The sequence below is a fragment of the Reella acinonychis genome (assembly GCF_052828705.1).
The window spans coordinates 1,732,348-1,753,608 of the sequence record NZ_CM128256.1 but is presented as its reverse complement, the minus strand read 5'-3'; the positions used below and the strand labels follow the sequence as shown (position 1 = coordinate 1,753,608).

13 protein-coding genes, 2 tRNA genes and 3 rRNA genes are annotated in these 21,261 nt (G+C 40.2%); 12 read left to right on the top strand and 6 right to left on the bottom strand.

Annotation, left to right across the window (positions count from 1 at the left end; all coding sequences use genetic code 11):
• Positions 1 to 236 precede the first annotated feature (236 nt).
• From ACUXZ4_RS08565 to rimI, 7 genes are all read left to right on the top strand, one after another.
• A 16S ribosomal RNA gene (locus tag ACUXZ4_RS08565) occupies positions 237 to 1,776 on the top strand.
• A 69-nt stretch (positions 1,777 to 1,845) separates the two neighbouring features.
• Positions 1,846 to 1,922: transfer RNA gene (locus ACUXZ4_RS08560), tRNA-Ile, on the top strand.
• A 36-nt stretch (positions 1,923 to 1,958) separates the two neighbouring features.
• Positions 1,959 to 2,034 (top strand) — tRNA-Ala (locus ACUXZ4_RS08555).
• Between the two features lie 211 nt (positions 2,035 to 2,245).
• Positions 2,246 to 5,139 (top strand): 23S ribosomal RNA (locus ACUXZ4_RS08550).
• Between the two features lie 134 nt (positions 5,140 to 5,273).
• Positions 5,274 to 5,388, top strand: a 5S ribosomal RNA gene (gene rrf, locus ACUXZ4_RS08545).
• The 16S, 23S and 5S rRNA genes sit together here with 2 tRNA genes alongside, the layout of an rRNA operon.
• Before the next feature lie 181 nt (positions 5,389 to 5,569).
• On the top strand, positions 5,570 to 6,235 hold the full coding sequence (locus ACUXZ4_RS08540; RefSeq protein ID WP_464972784.1) for a trimeric intracellular cation channel family protein: 666 nt from the start codon (positions 5,570 to 5,572) through the stop codon (positions 6,233 to 6,235).
• 7 nt (positions 6,236 to 6,242) lie between these two features.
• Entirely contained in the window at positions 6,243 to 6,698 is a 456-nt protein-coding gene (rimI, locus tag ACUXZ4_RS08535) for a ribosomal protein S18-alanine N-acetyltransferase (protein WP_464972783.1), read from the top strand.
• A 5-nt stretch (positions 6,699 to 6,703) separates the two neighbouring features.
• Here the strand turns inward: rimI and ACUXZ4_RS08530 are convergent, their stop codons facing one another.
• The 3 genes from ACUXZ4_RS08530 to ACUXZ4_RS08520 all read right to left on the bottom strand — a co-directional run bounded on the left by ACUXZ4_RS08530 (position 6,704) and on the right by ACUXZ4_RS08520 (position 10,381).
• The gene (locus ACUXZ4_RS08530; RefSeq protein WP_464972782.1) at positions 6,704 to 7,015 is read right to left on the bottom strand and encodes an RnfH family protein; all 312 of its coding nucleotides are present in this window, start codon (positions 7,013 to 7,015) and stop codon (positions 6,704 to 6,706) included.
• Between the two features lie 12 nt (positions 7,016 to 7,027).
• On the bottom strand, positions 7,028 to 9,946 hold the full coding sequence (glnE, locus tag ACUXZ4_RS08525; protein WP_464972781.1) for a bifunctional [glutamate--ammonia ligase]-adenylyl-L-tyrosine phosphorylase/[glutamate--ammonia-ligase] adenylyltransferase: 2,919 nt from the start codon (positions 9,944 to 9,946) through the stop codon (positions 7,028 to 7,030).
• 126 nt (positions 9,947 to 10,072) lie between these two features.
• A complete protein-coding gene (locus ACUXZ4_RS08520; RefSeq protein ID WP_464972780.1) occupies positions 10,073 to 10,381 on the bottom strand; it encodes a DUF5339 domain-containing protein in 309 nt (102 codons plus the stop codon).
• A 468-nt stretch (positions 10,382 to 10,849) separates the two neighbouring features.
• On the opposite strand from ACUXZ4_RS08520, the gene ACUXZ4_RS08515 reads away from it, so the two are divergent.
• Together ACUXZ4_RS08515 and cydB are read left to right on the top strand one after the other, a co-directional pair.
• Positions 10,850 to 12,412 carry a cytochrome ubiquinol oxidase subunit I gene (locus tag ACUXZ4_RS08515; protein ID WP_464972779.1) on the top strand — a complete coding sequence of 521 codons (1,563 nt, stop codon included), beginning with the start codon at positions 10,850 to 10,852 and terminating at the stop codon, positions 12,410 to 12,412.
• A 14-nt stretch (positions 12,413 to 12,426) separates the two neighbouring features.
• On the top strand, positions 12,427 to 13,563 hold the full coding sequence (cydB, locus tag ACUXZ4_RS08510; RefSeq protein ID WP_464972778.1) for a cytochrome d ubiquinol oxidase subunit II: 1,137 nt from the start codon (positions 12,427 to 12,429) through the stop codon (positions 13,561 to 13,563).
• 206 nt (positions 13,564 to 13,769) lie between these two features.
• Here cydB and tnpA read toward each other — a convergent pair whose 3' ends face one another.
• The 3 genes from tnpA to hypF all read right to left on the bottom strand — a co-directional run bounded on the left by tnpA (position 13,770) and on the right by hypF (position 17,358).
• Positions 13,770 to 14,207, bottom strand: a complete 438-nt coding sequence (gene tnpA / locus ACUXZ4_RS08505) for an IS200/IS605 family transposase (protein WP_464972197.1) — start codon at positions 14,205 to 14,207, stop codon at positions 13,770 to 13,772.
• Positions 14,208 to 14,375: 168 nt separating this feature from the next.
• The gene (locus ACUXZ4_RS08500; protein ID WP_464972777.1) at positions 14,376 to 14,942 is read right to left on the bottom strand and encodes an LOG family protein; all 567 of its coding nucleotides are present in this window, start codon (positions 14,940 to 14,942) and stop codon (positions 14,376 to 14,378) included.
• A 145-nt stretch (positions 14,943 to 15,087) separates the two neighbouring features.
• A complete protein-coding gene (gene hypF, locus ACUXZ4_RS08495) occupies positions 15,088 to 17,358 on the bottom strand; it encodes a carbamoyltransferase HypF (RefSeq protein ID WP_464972776.1) in 2,271 nt (756 codons plus the stop codon).
• A gap of 274 nt (positions 17,359 to 17,632) precedes the next feature.
• Here hypF and ACUXZ4_RS08490 point away from each other — a divergent pair, with 274 nt between their 5' ends.
• The 3 genes from ACUXZ4_RS08490 to ACUXZ4_RS08480 are packed head-to-tail and all read left to right on the top strand — an operon-like array spanning position 17,633 to position 21,259.
• Positions 17,633 to 18,232 (top strand): 4Fe-4S dicluster domain-containing protein, encoded by a 600-nt coding sequence (locus ACUXZ4_RS08490; RefSeq protein ID WP_464972775.1) that lies wholly within the window; start codon positions 17,633 to 17,635, stop codon positions 18,230 to 18,232.
• 32 nt (positions 18,233 to 18,264) lie between these two features.
• The gene (hyfB, locus tag ACUXZ4_RS08485; RefSeq protein ID WP_464972774.1) at positions 18,265 to 20,283 is read left to right on the top strand and encodes a hydrogenase 4 subunit B; all 2,019 of its coding nucleotides are present in this window, start codon (positions 18,265 to 18,267) and stop codon (positions 20,281 to 20,283) included.
• A gap of 13 nt (positions 20,284 to 20,296) precedes the next feature.
• Complete coding sequence (locus ACUXZ4_RS08480; protein WP_464972773.1) at positions 20,297 to 21,259, top strand: respiratory chain complex I subunit 1 family protein; 963 nt, start codon at positions 20,297 to 20,299, stop codon at positions 21,257 to 21,259.
• Positions 21,260 to 21,261 lie beyond the last annotated feature (2 nt).

Genomic DNA, 21,261 nt, shown 5'->3' with positions numbered 1-21,261 from the left:
TCCACAACGACGCCGTTGTCAATTTTGTAAAAAGCAACCTGCGTCGTTCTTTTTTGCTCTTTAAAAAGATATCAGACAATCTGTGTGGGCACTTGTTGAAGATTTGTTTAGAAGAAATTAAATAAAGACTGAATAAGTGCTTAAACTAGAAATTCATTATAGTTTCGATGTGATAAAAATTATGTTGAAACGAATGTAAACTAAGCTAAGCAGTTTATTGAGCGATTAAACTTTTTAAATTGAAGAGTTTGATCATGGCTCAGATTGAACGCTGGCGGCAGGCTTAACACATGCAAGTCGGACGGTAACAGGAGAAAGCTTGCTTTCTTGCTGACGAGTGGCGGACGGGTGAGTAATGCTTGGGAATCTGGCTTATGGAGGGGGATAACTACGGGAAACTGTAGCTAATACCGCGTAATGTCTAAGGATTAAAGACTGGGAACTTCGGTCCAGTTGCCATAAGATGAGCCCAAGTGGGATTAGGTAGTTGGTAAGGTAACGGCTTACCAAGCCCGCGATCTCTAGCTGGTCTGAGAGGATGACCAGCCACACTGGGACTGAGACACGGCCCAGACTCCTACGGGAGGCAGCAGTGGGGAATATTGCGCAATGGGGGGAACCCTGACGCAGCCATGCCGCGTGAATGAAGAAGGCCTTCGGGTTGTAAAGTTCTTTCGGTAGCGAGGAAGGCGAGTTTGTTAATAGCAAGCTTGATTGACGTTAACTACAGAAGAAGCACCGGCTAACTCCGTGCCAGCAGCCGCGGTAATACGGAGGGTGCGAGCGTTAATCGGAATAACTGGGCGTAAAGGGCACGCAGGCGGTGATTTAAGTGAGATGTGAAATCCCTGGGCTTAACCTAGGAATTGCATTTCAGACTGGGTCGCTAGAGTACTTTAGGGAGGGGTAGAATTCCACGTGTAGCGGTGAAATGCGTAGAGATGTGGAGGAATACCGAAGGCGAAGGCAGCCCCTTGGGAATGTACTGACGCTCATGTGCGAAAGCGTGGGGAGCAAACAGGATTAGATACCCTGGTAGTCCACGCTGTAAACGCTGTCGATTTGGGGATTGGACTTTAAGTTTGGTGCCCGAAGCTAACGTGATAAATCGACCGCCTGGGGAGTACGGCCGCAAGGTTAAAACTCAAATGAATTGACGGGGGCCCGCACAAGCGGTGGAGCATGTGGTTTAATTCGATGCAACGCGAAGAACCTTACCTACTCTTGACATCCAGAGAAGCTTGCAGAGATGCGAGTGTGCCTTCGGGAGCTCTGAGACAGGTGCTGCATGGCTGTCGTCAGCTCGTGTTGTGAAATGTTGGGTTAAGTCCCGCAACGAGCGCAACCCTTATCCTTTGTTGCCAGCGATTCGGTCGGGAACTCAAAGGAGACTGCCAGTGATAAACTGGAGGAAGGTGGGGATGACGTCAAGTCATCATGGCCCTTACGAGTAGGGCTACACACGTGCTACAATGGTGCATACAGAGGGCGGCGAAAGGGCGACCTGGAGCGAATCTCAGAAAGTGCATCGTAGTCCGGATTGGAGTCTGCAACTCGACTCCATGAAGTCGGAATCGCTAGTAATCGCAAATCAGAATGTTGCGGTGAATACGTTCCCGGGCCTTGTACACACCGCCCGTCACACCATGGGAGTGGGTTGTACCAGAAGTAGATAGCTTAACCTTTTGGGGGGCGTTTACCACGGTATGATTCATGACTGGGGTGAAGTCGTAACAAGGTAACCGTAGGGGAACCTGCGGTTGGATCACCTCCTTACACAAAGACAAGCTTGATAAGTGCTCACACAGATTGTTTGATATGAAATAGAAGAAACCAACTCCTTTTGGGTCTGTAGCTCAGGTGGTTAGAGCGCACCCCTGATAAGGGTGAGGTCGGTGGTTCAAGTCCACTCAGACCCACCACTCGAGAGAGTGAAAGCTAAAAGGAAGTCATGATATGGGGATATAGCTCAGCTGGGAGAGCGCCTGCCTTGCACGCAGGAGGTCAGCGGTTCGATCCCGCTTATCTCCACCAACATCATGACAAAGTAAATTATAAGCAGTTTATTTTGTCATGATGTTTTATCGAAAGATGAATATCTTGAAAATTGTTCTTTAAAAACCAGGAAACAAGCTGAAAAACTGAGAGATTTTCGAAAGAAAGTCTGAGTAGAGAAAAAATCTTAGCTGAGAAAGGCAGCTAAGTGTTTAGTGATGAGACGTCTCAAGAATAATTGAGGTTGTATAGTTAAGTGACTAAGCGTACAAGGTGGATGCCTTGGCAATCAGAGGCGAAGAAGGACGTGCTAATCTGCGAAAAGCTTGGATGAGTCGATAAGAGGCGTTTAATCCGAGATATCCGAATGGGGAAACCCAGTAGATGAAGAATCTACTATCATTAACTGAATCCATAGGTTAATGAGGCAAACCGGGAGAACTGAAACATCTAAGTACCCCGAGGAAAAGAAATCAACCGAGATTCTGTGAGTAGCGGCGAGCGAAAGTGGAAGAGCCAGTAAGTGATATCAGCGATGACAGAGGAATGTGCTGGGAAGCACAATCACAGAGGGTGATAATCCCGTACTCGAAGTCATGGTTGAAGTACTAAGCTTACGATAAGTAGGGCGGGACACGTGATATCCTGTTTGAAGATGGGGGGACCATCCTCCAAGGCTAAATACTCCTGATTGACCGATAGTGAACCAGTACTGTGAAGGAAAGGCGAAAAGAACCCCGGTGAGGGGAGTGAAATAGAACCTGAAACCTTGTACGTACAAGCAGTGGGAGCCCTTATGGGTGACTGCGTACCTTTTGTATAATGGGTCAGCGACTTATATTTTGTAGCGAGGTTAACTGAATAAGGGAGCCGAAGGGAAACCGAGTCTTAACTGGGCGATTAGTTGCAAGGTATAGACCCGAAACCCGGTGATCTAGCCATGGGCAGGTTGAAGATTGGGTAACACTAATTGGAGGACCGAACCGACTAATGTTGAAAAATTAGCGGATGACTTGTGGCTGGGGGTGAAAGGCCAATCAAACCGGGAGATAGCTGGTTCTCCCCGAAATCTATTTAGGTAGAGCCTTATGTGAATACCTTCGGGGGTAGAGCACTGTTTCGGCTAGGGGTCCATCCCGGATTACCAACCCGATGCAAACTGCGAATACCGAAGAGTAATGCATAGGAGACACACGGTGGGTGCTAACGTTCATCGTGGAGAGGGAAACAACCCAGACCGCCAGCTAAGGTCCCAAAGTACTAGTTAAGTGGGAAACGAAGTGGGAAGGCTTAGACAGCTAGGATGTTGGCTTAGAAGCAGCCATCATTTAAAGAAAGCGTAATAGCTCACTAGTCGAGTCGGCCTGCGCGGAAGATGTAACGGGGCTAAATTAGTCACCGAAGCTGCGGCATCAATGGAAACATTGTTGGGTAGGGGAGCGTTGTGTAAGCGGAAGAAGGTGAATCGAGAGGTTTGCTGGACGTATCACAAGTGCGAATGCTGACATAAGTAACGACAAAACGAGTGAAAAACTCGTTCGCCGGAAGACCAAGGGTTCCTGTCCAACGTTAATCGGGGCAGGGTGAGTCGGCCCCTAAGGCGAGGCTGAAAAGCGTAGTCGATGGGAAACGGGTTAATATTCCCGTACTTGGATAAACTGCGATGTGGGGACGGAGAAGGTTAGGTTAGCAGACTGTTGGATGTCTGTTTAAGGCGGTAGGTGGAGAGTTTAGGCAAATCCGGACTCTCTTAACACCGAGAACTGATGACGAGGTGCTACGGCACTGAAGTAACTGATACCACGCTTCCAGGAAAAGCCACTAAGCTTCAGGTTTATCTAAACCGTACTGAAAACCGACACAGGTGGTCAGGTAGAGAATACTCAGGCGCTTGAGAGAACTCGGGTGAAGGAACTAGGCAAAATAGCACCGTAACTTCGGGAGAAGGTGCGCCGGCGTAGCTTGTAGTCCCTTGCGGACGAAGGGTGAACCGGTCGAAGATACCAGCTGGCTGCAACTGTTTATTAAAAACACAGCACTCTGCAAACACGAAAGTGGACGTATAGGGTGTGATGCCTGCCCGGTGCTGGAAGGTTAATTGATGGTGTTATCGAAAGAGAAGCTCCTGATCGAAGCCCCAGTAAACGGCGGCCGTAACTATAACGGTCCTAAGGTAGCGAAATTCCTTGTCGGGTAAGTTCCGACCTGCACGAATGGCATAATGATGGCCAGGCTGTCTCCACCCGAGACTCAGTGAAATTGAAATCGCCGTGAAGATGCGGTGTACCCGCGGCTAGACGGAAAGACCCCGTGAACCTTTACTATAGCTTGACACTGAACATTGAATTTTGATGTGTAGGATAGGTGGGAGCCTAAGAAGCAGTCACGCCAGTGATTGTGGAGGCGTCCTTGAAATACCACCCTTTAACGTTTGATGTTCTAACGAAGGACGTGGAACGCGTTCTCGGACAGTGTCTGGTGGGTAGTTTGACTGGGGCGGTCTCCTCCCAAAGAGTAACGGAGGAGCACGAAGGTTTGCTAATGACGGTCGGACATCGTCAGGTTAGTGCAATGGTATAAGCAAGCTTAACTGCGAGACAGACAAGTCGAGCAGGTGCGAAAGCAGGTCATAGTGATCCGGTGGTTCTGAATGGAAGGGCCATCGCTCAACGGATAAAAGGTACTCCGGGGATAACAGGCTGATACCGCCCAAGAGTTCATATCGACGGCGGTGTTTGGCACCTCGATGTCGGCTCATCACATCCTGGGGCTGAAGTAGGTCCCAAGGGTATGGCTGTTCGCCATTTAAAGTGGTACGCGAGCTGGGTTTAGAACGTCGTGAGACAGTTCGGTCCCTATCTGCCGTGGGCGTTGGATGATTGAGAGGGGCTGCTCCTAGTACGAGAGGACCGGAGTGGACGCATCACTGGTGTTCCAGTTGTCTCGCCAGAGGCATTGCTGGGTAGCTAAATGCGGAAGAGATAAGTGCTGAAAGCATCTAAGCACGAAACTTGCCTCAAGATGAGTCATCCCCGACTTTAAGTTGGTAAGGGTTGTTGTAGACTACGACGTAGATAGGTGGGATGTGTAAGCGTTGCGAGACGTTGAGCTAACCCATACTAATTGCCCGAGAGGCTTAACTATACAACCTGAATTGTTTTTGGGTTGGACTTAGACGAGAGAGAAGAGATTGAAAGTTTGAGGCTTGTTTTTGGTTTTTGATAAAGAATGATAGAAAAGAACGATAAATAGATAGATAAAGACATCGAAGGAATAATCTTGGCGGCGATAGTGCAGTGGACCCACCTAATCCATGCCGAACTTAGAAGTGAAACGCTGTAACGCCGATGGTAGTGTGGGGCTTCCCCATGTGAGAGTAGGACACCGCCAGGTTTTGAATAAGAGAGAAAGAGAATCCCAGTCAGAGATGGCTGGGATTTTTTGTATGTTGAAAAAGCAGAAACAAAAAACAGAAAAAAGTGCGGTGGGAAATTTTAACGTTTTTACTGTGTTTCATTGCTTGTTATAAGCTGTTTCGCTAGAATTAAGTGGATATTTTATTTGTGAATTTATTATGTTACTTCTAACCCTTTATATTATAGGAATCACTGCAGAGGCAATAACAGGTGCTTTAGCAGCTGGTCGTGAAAAAATGGATATTTTTGGTGTCATCATTATAGCTTCAATGACAGCTATTGGTGGGGGGACGGTTAGAGATGTCCTATTGGGGCATTATCCTTTGGGATGGGTTAAGCATCCAGAATATTTTTTAATTGTTGCGACCGCAGCTGTATTAACAGTATTTATAGCTCCTCTTATTCGCCATTTTATGCGCTATTTTCGTACCATCTTTTTAGTTTTGGATGCCTTAGGGCTGATTGTCTTTTCAATTATTGGTGCAGAAGTCGCTTTAGAAATGGGGCATGGTTATACTATTGCGATTATTGCTGCGATTATTACAGGTGCATTTGGCGGAGTGCTACGTGATTTACTTTGTAACCGTATTCCTCTCGTGTTTCAAAAAGAACTGTATGCTAGTGTGGCTTTATTAGCGACTTGTATCTACATTTGTTTGAAAGAATTTGCTGTGCCTGATGATATTGTTATTATTGTTACTTTATTGAGTGGATTTATCATTCGCTTGCTCGCTATTTATTTTGAATGGGGATTACCTGTATTTGATTTTCAAGAAAAAGAAGAAAATACCCTAAATGATCAATTACCTAAAAAGCGTTTATAAATAATTTATGTCAGAGTCATTACAAATCATACCTTTAGAAGAATCTGATTTTGAACAGATTTTTGCAATAGAACAGGCTGCTCATGAAGTGCCTTGGTCGATAGGGACATTAAAAAATAATCAAGGCGAACGTTATCATAATTTAAAAGTATTATTGGATGAGAAAATTGTTGGTTTCGCTATTTGCCAAGTGGTGTTAGATGAAGCAACTTTATTCAATATTGCAATTGATCCTAAGTATCAGGGCAGAAAGTTTGGCGCTAAGCTGCTTTTGGCTCTCATTGAGCAGCTCAAGCAGAGAGGCATTGCAACGCTTTGGCTTGAAGTAAGAGAAAGTAACCAGAAAGCAATTGCTTTATATGATAGCTGCCAGTTCAACCAAGTAGATATTCGTAAGAATTATTATCCGACAAAAGAAGGTAAACGCGAGAATGCGATTGTGATGGCGGCATATCTTTTCTAGCTTTTCTATTTGGATTTCTTATTTTCTGCTTCTTTGGCTTGTTGTTCTGCGCGTTGGCGACGAATCTCTTTAGGATCTGCAAGTAACGGGCGATATATTTCTATGCGATCGCCATCTGAAACAATGTCCGTTAATTTTACTGGGCGGCTAAAAATACCAATTTTATTCTTACGAAGATCAATCTCAGCATATTGTTGTAATATGCCCGATTGTAAAATTGCCGCTTGCACAGTGGTTTGCTGCTCTACAATAAGTTTCTTTAGAAAGTATTTATCTGGATAAGCGTAAGCTATTTCAATATTAATTGATGTTGTCATGTTATTTTTCTTTTATTTGTTAAATATATCCGACCAAATCTTCTGAATTATTGACCGCACTTTTATGAATTCATCCGCATTGACTTCGGAATTTAAGCCAATTAAATTCAAATGATGAATATGATTTCTTAAATCAGTATAACAACCTTTAAGCTGTTCGGCTTGTTCAAGTGAAATCACATTATTGGTTGCCATCACTTCAAATATGCGTACATTATCAGACCAATAAGCTAAGTCAGGATTATTAGGCGAATAAGCTAAGACCAAGTATTGTGCTATAAATTCGATATCAATGATACCCCCCATATCCTTTTTTATATTAAATTTATGTGGGTCAGAAGATTGTTGGGATTGATACATTTTATTACGCATTTCAATGACATCTATTTTTAATTGCGCAATATTTTTGGGGCGAGCAAGAATAGATTGGCGAATATGGTTAAAATGATTTTGCAATTGTTGATCGCCATATATAACGCGAGAGCGTACTAATGCTTGATGTTCCCATGTCCAAGCTTCATTTGCTTGATATTGTTCAAAAGCTGAAATTGAGTTACAAATTAAACCAGCCTCACCAGCGGGGCGTAAACGAAGATCTACATCATAAAGCACGCCTGCGCTAGTATTCATACTAAAAATACTAACAATTTTCTGTGCTAAACGAAGGTAGAATTGAAAATTATCGACACTTTTCTTTCCACCTGTGGTCTGCCCTTGTACGCCATCATAGAGAAAGACTAAATCTAAATCAGACTTATAGCCGAGTTCAATTCCACCTAATTTGCCGTACCCGATAATTAAGAATCCTTTTTCATTTGGTTCTAAATGAGGTGGTACACCAAAACGAGCAGTAACCTGTTGCCATGCTAATTCAACGACAGAATTAATGATGGCTTCAGCTAAATACGTTAAGTGATCACTCACTTTCATTACGGGGAGTACGCCCAAAATGTCTGCAGCAGCAATATGCAATAAGGTTGCTTGTTTAAATTGACGTAATCCGTTAATGAATTGTTCTTCATCATCTTGAGGTAGACGAAGTAAGTATTGATGTAGTTCAGAGGGATATTGCTCAAAAGAAATCGGATTATAGAGATTTTTCTGATCCAATAGCTCATCCAATAAAATTGGGTGCTTGGCAACTTGCTCTGCAATCATGTCTGATTTTGAGCAAAGAGCAACTAATTGGGTTAAAACTTGTGGGTTTTCAAGTAATAGTTCTAAATAAGTGGTACGAGTGAGAATTTTCTCTACGATATTGAGCATTCTTGGCAATAGCGTCAAATAATCGGCATGAGCGAAAATTTGGCTAAATAATTGTGGGAGAAGTTTATTTAATGCTTCTCTTCCCCTTGGACCAATTGATTTATGTTGTAATTCATAACGGAATGAATTTAATTTATCTGAAATAACCTCAAAGTGTTGTTCATCAATTTGATTCTCTCTTAGCAATTCAGTTAATTCTTCCTGATCAATGTCCAGAAAATCTTGCCAAACATTTTCTTCTATTGGATCTTTGTCGTTCTCATCACCGATTAATTGATTAAAAATGTGTTGAACATTGTTTTGATGGTACTGTAATTGGCTAGAAAAACTTTCCCAATCTTTAATAGGATAGTTAATGTTTATCACTTGTTGCTGTGCGTTTAATTGTGTAAATTCAGCACAAGCGGCAATTAATCTCTGTTGGTCTATTGGATTAGCAGGGAGTTCTTGCGTTTGTTTATCATCGATAGCTTGTAAACTGTTTTCTACTCGTCTTAAAAAGAGATAAGCTTGGCGTAACTGCTCGCTCTGTTCAGTGCTAATTAAGGAAAGGCAGCTTAACTCTGGCAGTAATTTTAACAATTGCTGTTGTTGTAACGTGATTTCTCTCCCTCCACGCATCAGTTGAAATACTTGCACAATAAATTCAATTTCGCGAATTCCTCCAGGACCGAGTTTTATATTATTTGCTAAACCTCGGCGGCGAATCTCTCGTGAAATTTTGCCTTTCATTTCTCTTAAAGACTGAATAACGCTGAAATCAATATAGCGTCGATATACAAAAGGTCGCAGTAATTGTTGTAAATGCTTAGCATGTTGATCTTCTGGATCTAGCCCAAGTATTCGCCCTTTGATCATGGCATATCTTTCCCAATCACGCCCTTGTTCTTGGTAATAGCTTTCCATGGCATTAAAACTTAGCGCTAATGCACAGCTGTCACCGAATGGTCGCAAACGCATATCCGTTCGATATACAAAACCATCTTCAGTAAGTTGATCTAATGCATTGATTAATCGTTGTCCTAGACGAGTAAAGAATTTTTGATGATCAACAGAGCGTCTTGCGCCAACTGTTTCTCCGTTGGAAGGATAGGTAAAAATCAAGTCAATATCCGATGAAAAATTAAGCTCAAATCCACCTAATTTCCCCATGCCTAAAATATAAAGTTGTTGTGGTTTTCCTCGCTCATCTAATGGTGTGCCCATTTCCTGACACGCTTTTTCATAGAGCCAATTGCGAGCAAAAATAATCAAGCTCTCAGCTAGCTGTGATAATCGGACAAAAATTTGTTCTACGCTAGCCAAATTTAAACTTTGGCAGATACTCAGCCTTGCCATTTCTTGATGACGGTATTGGCGTAGTGCTTTGTAAAATTGTTCTTCACTTTCAATTTCATCAAAAACTTGCTGTAATTGTTGTGTATAAAAGGATTGCGAAGGGAGTTGAAGTGGTTTTTGTAAACATTCTGCAAAAAAGTGCGGTTGTTTTTGGAAGACTTTTTTCACAAAATCAGACATACCAATGGCATAGCTCAATTGTTCAATCCGATTATTATCTGAACAATATATCTGAATAAAATCCGCCGAAAAATGCGGAGAATGTTGTTCAACATGGTATTCAATTAAAGCAAAAAGTGGAGATGTGTCAGATAAATGTAATTTCATAACAAGGATGCGAGAATAGAATAACTACTGTTATTATCAATGATATTCGCATTTTTGGGAAGTTGGATTTTGCTTATAATGAAAAAGCCTAGCGATAAAGCTAGGCTATAAAGAATATGATAAAAATTAGTCTTTGTTTTTATCAAGATGACTTAATTTTGCTAAACCTTGGTCACAACTCTTAATTTGTGTTGCCACTTCCATTTGTAAAATTTGTTTTTTACTTTGGTTTAATTTATTTTGAATTTTGCTTAGTTGTGTATGTGTGCCAGGTTGGCGCTGTGCTTCAACAAGCAATTTATCCGTTTCTTTGAATAATTGTTGACACTGAACAGGAATAGCTTGTTGATCATTTTTCTCCACTGAAAAAGCAGAGAAACTCATAAAAATAAATGTAAAAAGTGCGGTTAATTTTATAGTTATTTTAGCCGGCATAATTAGTTTTCCTTTTAAGCTTTTAATTTTTAAAAGCATATTTTCTTTTTTATAAAATATTGCTTGGCGAACATATCAGAATTTTATATATAAGTCTAGCTTTTTTACGACTTTTATCTAGCTTTATATTTATTACCAAAATGATGTTTTAGTTGCAAAAATGTTAATAAAATCTATAATTTGCGACAGATCAAATATCATGGATATGGTAATTTTGATTTATTTTTGATTTAAATTCGAAAATGTGATCGATGTAGCATTTTTTCTGTTTTTTATCCTTATAAAAAGTAGTAGAATGCTACCGATCTTGGGTTATTTTGATAATGTTTTCTACAAAGTAGTGAATGTTGTGAAAATAATTTGTGCAAAAGATTACTTATGATGTAATGTCAAAAGTGAAATTTGGGGTGATTACTTATTGGAAGTAATCGGATGTAATCTTGTAGAAAATTTACAAGGAGTTGCGAGATGTTAGACGTTGTTGAACTCTCTCGTTTGCAGTTTGCATTAACTGCGTTATATCACTTCTTGTTTGTACCATTAACATTAGGTCTTTCTTTCCTTGTTGCTATCATGGAAACGGTCTATGTGATGACAGGCAAACAAGTGTATAAAGATATGACAAAATTCTGGGGTAAGTTATTTGCTATTAACTTTGCTCTTGGGGTAACAACTGGTATCACAATGGAATTCCAATTTGGTACTAACTGGTCATATTATTCTCACTATGTAGGCGATATCTTCGGTGCACCATTAGCAATCGAAGCATTATTAGCTTTCTTCTTAGAATCAACCTTCGTTGGTTTATTCTTATTCGGTTGGGATCGTTTATCAAAAGCAAAACATCTACTTGCAACTTACTGTGTCGCGATTGGTTCAAACCTATCAGCAATGTGGATTTTAGTTGCTAACGGTTGGATGCAATACCCTGCAGGTTCAGAATTTAATTTTGAAACCATGCGAATGGAAATGACAAGTTTCCTTGATTTATGGTTAAACCCAACGGCTCAAGCAAAATTCTTACATACCTTATCATCTGGTTATGTTGCAGCTTCAATGTTTGTATTAGCAATTAGCGCGTTCTATATTTTAAAAGGACGTGATATTGGTTTTGCAAAACGTTCTTTCGCTATTGCATCCGCATTTGGTATCGTTGCAACGGGTGGTGTAGTAATTTTAGGTGACGAATCAGCTTATGATATCGTAAAAACTCAGCCGGTTAAATTTGCTGCGATGGAAGCAGAATGGCATACTCAACCTGCACCAGCATCTTGGAATTTATTAGCAATGCCAAATCAAGCTGAACGTAAAAATGATATGGAAATTTCAATTCCAATGATGGGCGGTCTTATTGCCACTCGTTCATTTGATGGTCAATATCCAGGTTTGATTGAATTAGAAGCACGTAATGAAAATCGTGTTCGTAATGGTATGCTTGCTTATGGTTTACTAGAAGAATTACGAGCGCAGAAAAAAGCGGGTCAACTTGATGAGCAAACTAAAGCGAAATTCTTAGAAGTCCGTCAAGATTTAGGCTATGGCTTATTATTAAAACGCTATACAGATAAAGTTGTAGATGCAACTGAATCTCAAATTAAATCTGCTGCACAAGACAGTATTCCTAATGTTGCACCATTGTTCTGGTCTTTCCGTATCATGGCAGGCTTAGCTGGTGTGATTGGTTTATTAATCCTTGGCGCATTCTTATTAGCACTACGTGATAAAGCACATAAAACGCCATTATTACTTAAAGCGTTATTATGGAGTTTACCATTACCATGGATTGCGATTGAGTCAGGTTGGTTCTTAGCGGAATATGGTCGTCAACCATGGGCAATCACAGATGTGTTACCTGTTGGTGTTGCAGCTTCAGATTTAGGCACTGGTGATCTTTGGTTCTCTATTATCCTAATCTGTGCGCTTTACACCGTATTCTTAGTGGCTGAAATGTATTTAATGTTCAAATATGGTCGCTTAGGACCAAGCTCATTAAAAACAGGTCGTTACTATTTTGAGCAATCAACTAAATAAGTAGGAGTTGGAAGATGATTGATTATGAAATTCTACGCTTTATTTGGTGGGTGCTTGTTATTGTCTTGTTAATCGGTTTTTCGGTTACAGATGGTTTCGATATGGGTGTTTTAACTTTATTACCATTTACAGGTAAAAAAGAAGTTGAAAAACGTATTATGCTTAACACCATCGCACCTCACTGGGATGGTAACCAAGTATGGTTATTAACCGCAGGTGGTGCTATGTTTGCTGCATGGCCAATGGTATATGCAGTATCTTTCTCAGGTTTTTACATCGCAATGATTTTGGTTTTAGCTGCCTTATTCTTCCGTCCTGTCGGTTTAGAGTATCGCGCTAAAATTGAAAGCCCAACATGGCGTAAAGCATGGGATATTGGTTTATTTGTTGGTGGTTTTGTTCCTTCACTTGTGTTTGGTGTAGCATTTGGTAACTTATTACAGGGTGTACCATTTGAATTTAACGATATTATGCAAGTGAAATATACTGGTTCATTCTTTGAATTATTAAATCCATTTGCATTACTTTGTGGTTTAATTAGTTTATCTATGTTAACAACACAGGGTGCAGCATGGTTACAAATGAAGACCACAGCAGATTTACGTAAACGAGCAAGATCTGTTAGCCAAGTTGGTGCATTAGCGACATTAGTCACTTTTGTATTAGCGGGCGTATGGTTGTTCTTCAAAGATGGTTTCGTTGTAACAAGTGTTATTGATCACAATGCAGTCTCTTCACCATTAGGTAAAACGGTGGCGATTGAATCTGGTGCATGGTTCAAAAATTACAATGAAATGCCAGTATTATACGTGTTCCCTGCGTTAGCGGTTGTGTCTGCATTGTTAAATATGGCGGCTTCAAAAGCAGATCGTTCAGGTTTTGCATTCTTATTCTCATCATTAACAATGGTAGGTATCATTGTAACCTGCGGCGTAGCGATGTTCCCGTTTGTAATGCCATCAATTACTTATCCAGAAATGAGTTTGTTAATGTGGGATTCAACATCTAGCCAATTAACACTTCAATTAATGTTAATTTTTGCGTTAGTGTTTACCGTTATCTCATTGTCATACACAATTTGGTCATACATGAAAATGTTTGGTCGTATTGATGAAAGCTTCATTGAAGAAAACAAAAACTCATTATACTAAGGAGACGAATGATGTTTTATGCAATTTGGATAGTGGGTGTTATGTTCGCCATCTGGCTTAGTGTCAAAGTTGTCACTGGCTTAGAAAATAAAGGTAAATTTGACGAATAAGTCAAAGACTAAAGTAAAAATCCACCTTCATAGAAGGTGGCTTTGAATGACGCCCCATAGGGGCGTTTCTAAATTCCGATTCTGAGAATCCGAATTTTACATTGAAGATAGCTTTAACTGCTTATCTTCCAATTCATGTTTCTCTTGATATTTCACATATCTACGTATCATTTCTGCATTGACACCTACGGTGTCTACGCAGTAACCTCTCGCCCAAAAATGATTGCCCCATAATTTATGTTTTCTTAAATACGGAAACTTATTGAACAATCTTATCGCTGTTCGACCTTTTAGGTGACCCATCACATCTGATACCGATAATTTCGGGGGGATCTTTACTAAAAGATGAACATGATCTTGCTGAACATTCAGTTCAACTATCTCTATTTTCAGCTGCTCACAAAGGATTCTCAGCTGTATATACACTTCTCGACCTACTTTATCTTTCAAAATCCGAAAGCGACATTTCGGTGTCCAAACTAAATGATATTGACAATGCCAAATCACATGCGATGATTTCTTAAATCGACTCATTGTTTTTTCCTTATGTTGGTTATGGGGATAACTTCCACAAGGATTTTCTATGAGTCGATTTTTTCAGGCAAAGCCTTTTTAGCCGATAACCACCTTCAGAGAAGGTGGTTTTTAGTTAGCAATAAAAACGCTGAATGAGATATCATTCAGCGTTTTGTTATTCAGTATTTAAATTTCATATTGCCGAATTGGTGGTGGCGTATATTCTGCGATAAATTGTTCAATTTCCTGAAGATTATCTGAAAATAGCGTGTTATTTTGATCCGATTGACTTAAAAAGCCTTGAGCAACCATATGATTTAAAAAGTGTTTTAACGGCTGATAATAACCATCGCTATCAAATAAAATACAAGGATTATTATTTTGTCCAATTCTAGCCCAAGATATCACTTCACTGATTTCCTCTAAGGTTCCAAGACCACCAGCTAAAGCAATATAAGCGTCACCTAATTCAATCATTTTGAGTTTACGCTCTGACATTGAATTAACAATAACTAACTCGTTGAGACCATTGTGTGCTAATTCACGTTCTTGTAAGAATGTAGGTATAATCCCAATCACTTTACCACCATGTTCCAACACAGAATCTGCCAACAATCCCATTAATCCCGCTTTTCCTCCGCCATAAACCAACGTATGATTTTGCTCTGCAATCCATGTACCCAATGCCTTGGTTTTCTGTTGATGAATCGGATTATTACCTAAATTTGCACCGCAATAGACCGTAATATGCATTTTATTTCCTTCTTTGAGTTAAAGTAGCGCTCATATTAGCAAATCAACTAAGGGAATAAAAATGCATTTTTCCGATTATCAGCAATGGGTTCGCAACGCTATAGCAGTAATGAAAAGTAAAAGTGCGGTGCTTTTTTAGCTCATTTTACTTTTGTTGGGCAGCAATAACCGCTTGCCCTAAGCTTAAACCACCATCGTTCATTGGGAATTTATGACCAGTTAGCACATTAAAATCAGATAATTGCTGTTTTAATAAGCGGCGTAGTAGCTGGTTGTGCATCACACCGCCTGAGAACACGATTGTATCGCAGTCGTGGATTTCAGCTTGTTGTCTAGCAAGCGAAGCAAAGCCTTGAGCAAGTGCATAATGAAATATATAGGCTTTATCTGCAGGCTCGGCTTGTTCCTTTAACCAAGATTGCCAAAATACAGCTAAATCTAATTGATTATCTTTAATCGGCATTTTAACTTTAAAAATAGGCTGATTTTCCACCGCACTTTGATGACAAAATTGAGATTGGCTCGCTAATGCTTCCAATTGACAAGCAGCTTCACCTTCCCAAGAGAGATGTGTCGGTGCAATACCTAAACCATAAGCGACTGCGTCAAATAAGCGTCCAGTAGAGGAAATTAACGGTGAATTAATGCCTTTTTCTATCGCTTTACTGAGAGGCTCCCAAGGTAAATCAGCACAACTTTGTTGCATGATTTCTTGCCAATGAGGCACAAATTGTTGCAAATGAGCAAGCCAGTTACGCCATGGTTGTTTAGCTGCCAAATCGCCGCCTGCAATAGCAACTGCAGGCAATCCACCTAAATGTTTACACTCGGTTGTTGTGGCGAATAGACATTCTCCGCCCCATAGTTGCCCATTTTCCCCCATGCCAATTCCGTCCATCACAATGCCGATGACTTTGTTGTCACAATGATGTTCTGCCATTACTGCGACAATATGAGCATGATGATGTAATATTTCTATCTGTGGAATTTGATATTGTTGTGCCAATTGTTTGCCTAATTGGCTAGAAAAATAGCTTGCATGCTTATCAATGGCAATTTTATCTGCTTTGAATTGATAAATTTGTTCAAAGAGAGCGATATTTTGTTGTAATTGTTGTTGAATTTGTTCATTTGCTGTATCGCCAATATGCTGAGCAACGGTCGCTTTGTTCTGTCTTAACAAACAGAACGTATTTTTTAAGTCTGAGCCCATTGCTAGCACTGCATCTTCACTCATTTGTGAAAGTTGAATTTCATCAGGTACAAAACCTCTAGCTCGACGTATCGTTTCTAAACCATCAAAGGCAACACGCAAGATACTGTCATCAGCGCGTTGTAAAATATCTCGGTTATGACAAAGATAAAAATCAGCTAAATGTGCTAGATTTTTCACCGCACTTTGATTATCTAATTCGGGTGGTTGACCACTCGCATTGGCAGAAGTCATCACTAAGGGGATATTTATCTCGGCTAGCAACAAATGTTGCAATGGATTACTTGGTAACATCACACCAATTTCACGTAAGTTAGGCGCAATTTCATCACAAATAGACCGCACTTTATGTTTGGCTAACAAGACAATGGGGGCTGCTGAGCTTGTGAGTTGTTGCGTTTCTTCTGGCGTTAATTGCTGCAAAAAATGGTGATTTGGCACCATAATCGCTAAGGGTTTTGTGGGGCGATGTTTACGTTGGCGTAATAATTTCACCGCTTCTGAATTACTCGCATCACAGGCTAAATGAAATCCGCCCAATCCTTTAATGGCAACGATTTTTCCTTGTTGCAATAAAAGTGCGGTCTGTTTTAGTGCATTTTTTTGTGTGGCAATCTGATGTTCCTTATCTTGTAACCAAATTTGTGGGCCACACTGTGGACAAGCGTTGGGTTGCGCATGGAAACGGCGATCTGCTGGATTGTCATATTCTTGTTTACATTTTGTGCACAAAGGAAAATTTGCCATTGATGTGTTAAGGCGATCATAAGGAATGGCTTTTATAATGGTAAAACGTGGACCGCAATGGGTGCAATTTATAAAAGGATAGTAATAACGTGGGTTTTGTGGATCAAATAATTCCTTCAAACAATCGGGACAAGTCGCAGCATCAGGTACAATCTGCGTATTCATAACACTTTGTTCACTGTCTCGAATAATGAATGTATTCGTTGAAATTTGCGAAAATTGCACCGCACTTTGAATAACCTCATCAATAGTCGCTAGAGGAGGAAGGGTTGTTGTCAGCTCATTTAAAAACTGTTGTAAATGAGAAATATTAGGTTGATACAGTCGAATTAATACGCCTTGTCCGTCATTACAAACATCGCCATGAAACTGATATTTATTGGCTAATAGCCAAACAAAAGGGCGAAATCCAACCCCTTGAACTTTCCCTTTAATGCGTAATTCTATCCCTTGCATATCCTTGTTTTTCCTGTAAATAAAATAATAATTATTTTTATCTAAAACATTTTTTTTACATTAATAACGTTATTTTAACTTAATGATATTAAAAGAAAATTTCAATTTTGTTAAAAAAATATGAAAAGTAATTTTTTCATGATCTTAATCAAGGAAAAATAATTTTTCCGGTGAAATTTGGTAAATATTGGTAGTATCCTTACAAAAAAAGTGGACACTTGCGGTCAAACTTTTTTTGAATTTTATCACTAATTTTTAGTAGGGGGAAAACTATATGAACCGTTTTGTTATAGGCGATCCCAAAGACTGCATTGGCTGTAATACTTGTATGGCAGCTTGTAGTGAAGTGCATAAAGCCTTTGGATTGCAATCTTTTCCACGTCTTCAAGTGATGCGTAATGATGATGTGACTGTACCAATTTTATGTCGCCACTGTGATGATTCACCTTGTGAGACAGTTTGTCCAGTTCATGCAATTACGCACGAAGGAGATACTATTCAATTAAATGAAGGTCTATGTATCGGCTGTAAACTTTGTGGTATTGCTTGTCCGTTTGGTGCAATTACACAGCATGGTAGTGGTCCAATTGATGCACCGACCTATTACGAACATTTTACTTTTACTGATGCAGTAAAACGTGATGTTCGTGTTTCTCCAGATAATTCCAATGTTGGTAATATGTTAGCATGGCAGCCGGGTGTAAAAGCCATTGCGGTAAAATGTGACCTTTGTTACTTCCGTCCAGAAGGACCAGCTTGTGTACAAACTTGTCCAACGAAGACGCTATTTATTATTAGCGACGAAAGTATTGAAGAAGCTAATAAACGTAAACGTGAAATGGCAATGACCAGTTCGCCTGTAATTCCACGTTAATTGTTTCCAACTTTAATCAATGGAGTGACCTTATGAGTACCATAATTTTGCTCATCACTGCCTTGTTGATTTATGTCATCGGCGCGTTCATTTCTTTGTATATGAGTAAAAATGAACAGCTTTCGATCAATATATCTGGCGTGACCAGTATTTTGGGCGGAGTGTTAGGCATCTTAGCCGCAGCCCCTGTACTTATCAGCAACGAAACGGCAACCATGCTGTTTGAAACACCATTTTCTTTTGCGCCTTATTCTATCCGAGTGGATGGTTTAGCTGCATTTATGGTGTGTGTGATTTCCTTACTCGTCATTGTTACTGCGATTTATTCCTTCTCCTATGTACAAGAATATAAAGGGAAAGGTGCAGGAACAATGGGCTTTTTTATGAATATGTTTATTGCGTCAATGGTGGGATTGGCGACAACAGACAATGCATTCTTTTTCTTAGTCTTTTTTGAAATGATGTCGCTTGCTTCTTACTTCTTAGTATTAACAGAGCAAGATGATAATGCAACCAATGCAGGTTTATTATACTTCTTCATTGCCCATGCCGGTTCAGTGTTGATTATGATAGCCTTCTTTATTTTCTACTGCTACGCAGGTAGCTTTGAATTTGAAGCATTCCGTCAAACAAAACTTTCCCCAGTACTTAGTTTCATTGTCTTTATGCTTGCTTTCCTCGGTTTCGGTGCAAAAGCAGGTATGATTCCGTTACATGGCTGGTTACCAAAAGCTCACCCAGCAGCGCCTTCTCATGCGTCTGCATTAATGTCCGGTGTGATGGTTAAAATCGGTATTTTCGGTATCATTAAAGTAGGCATTGATTTACTTGGTGCAGATAACCTTTGGTTTGGTGTGATTGTTCTTGGTTTTGGTGCTGTGTCCTCTGTGTTAGGGGTACTTTACGCACTTGCAGAACATGATATCAAACGCTTACTTGCATACCATACAGTTGAAAACATCGGTATTATTATGATGGGTGTGGGTGTTGGTATGATTGGTATCGCAATTCAAAATCCAATTCTTGCAACTGTTGGTTTGTTGGGTGGTTTATATCACTTATTAAACCATGCGGTGTTTAAAGGTTTATTATTCCTTGGCGCAGGTTCTGTGATGTATCGCTTACATACTAAAGATATGGATTTAATGGGTGGCTTAGGCAAATTGATGCCTTACACCGCACTTTGCTTCCTAATTGGTACTATGGCGATTTCCGCATTACCACCATTTAATGGTTTTGTCAGTGAATGGTTTACCTATCAATCATTATTTACTTTAAGCCAAACTGATTCAGTGGTGCTCAAAATTGCAGGCCCCGTGGCAATTATTATGCTAGCGTTAACTGGTGCATTAGCGGCATTATGTTTCGTTAAAGTATATGGTATTAGCTTCGGTGGTGCGCCTCGTAGTGAAAAAGCCGCGCAAGCAAGAGAAGTCCCTCGCCCAATGTTAATCGCTATGGCGGTGCTTGCTGTATGCTGTGTGTTGTTAGGTATCGGTGCTTCAGTTATTACACCTGTAATTGCAAAAATTTCAACCGCACTTTCAGGTCTAAATGGTTTCCCTCTTGCAGAAAATGGTACTGTTGTTTCAAGTCCAGAACCATACACCGCACTTTCTACTCCTATGGTGGCTATTATGCTTATCGCGTTCTTCGCGGTACCTTTCGCGTTATATAGCTTCACCAAAGATAAACGTTTATCTGATAGTGCAAAAGGCAATCCTTGGGCTTGTGGTTATGCATATGAAGCCGAAATGGCAAGTTCAGCTGGCGGTTTCACCCGTCCATTAAGAACGATGTTTAAACCACTTTACACAATTCGTAAAACCTTTGACCCTGCACCATTAAGCCAAAAAGGTATTGATGCAGTGATTAAAGGTGCGACTCAAGCAGAGCCATTCTGGGAAGATAAAGTCACAATGCCAATTGCCCATTTTATTCCTCGTATAGCGTCTAAAATCCAAGGGCTACAAGGAGGTGACTTCCGTGTATATTGCGTTTATTTCGTAGTTGCACTGGTAATTTTATTGGCTGTAGCCGCATCTATGTAGGGGAGGGAGGATTATGATTAATTTACCTTCAGAAATTGCTACATCAGGTGGAATGTTTATTTTAGGATTAATTCAAGCGCTCATTTTGTTAGCCTTAGCGCCATTGTTTTCGGGTATTTCTCGAATGATTAGAGCTAGAATTCAATCCCGTCGTGGTCCTGGCGTATTACAAGATTATCGTGATATTGTTAAGTTGATGAAACGACAAAACATTTATCCTGAAAATGCAAGTTTAGTTTCAAAAGTAATGCCTTATGTTTTAATCAGTACTGTACTTGTAGTAGCAATGAGTTTGCCTATGTTTACTCACGCTTCTCCTTTTGGTGCTGGTGGCGACTTGATTACGGCTATTTATCTCTTTGCATTATTCCGTTTCTTCTTTTCTATTGCAGGGTTAGATAGCAACAGCTCTTTCTCTAATATTGGTGCAAGTCGTGAAGTTACTTTAGGTGTTCTTGTTGAGCCTATCTTAATGTTGTCTTTATTAGTTATCGCATTAGTTGCTGGTTCAACTAACTTTGGTGTGATTTCTACTGTATTAGGCACACAAACTTGGGGTTATCCAGGTGCAACTGTTGTTGCTCTTGTAGCCGCTGCCTTTGCTATCTTTATTGAGATGGGAAAAATTCCATTCGATTTAGCAGAAGCGGAGCAAGAGTTACAAGAAGGTCCTTTAACAGAATATTCAGGTCCAGCGTTTGCACTGATTAAAGTGGGTCTAAGCCTTAAATCAATGGTTGTTGCGTCAATCTTTGTGAGCGTATTACTTCCATTCGGTGCAGCTGAACAAATTACCATTAGCGGCGTATTTTTAGGTGCGATAGCTTTCTTCTTAAAATTAATCGTTGCTTTTGTATTGGCTTGTATATTTGAAAATACCCTTGCTCGTACACGTTTTATGTTAGCAGGACGTTTAACCATCATTGGCTTTAGCGTTTCCGTACTGGCATTTGTTTTCTATTTGATTGGATTGTAAGG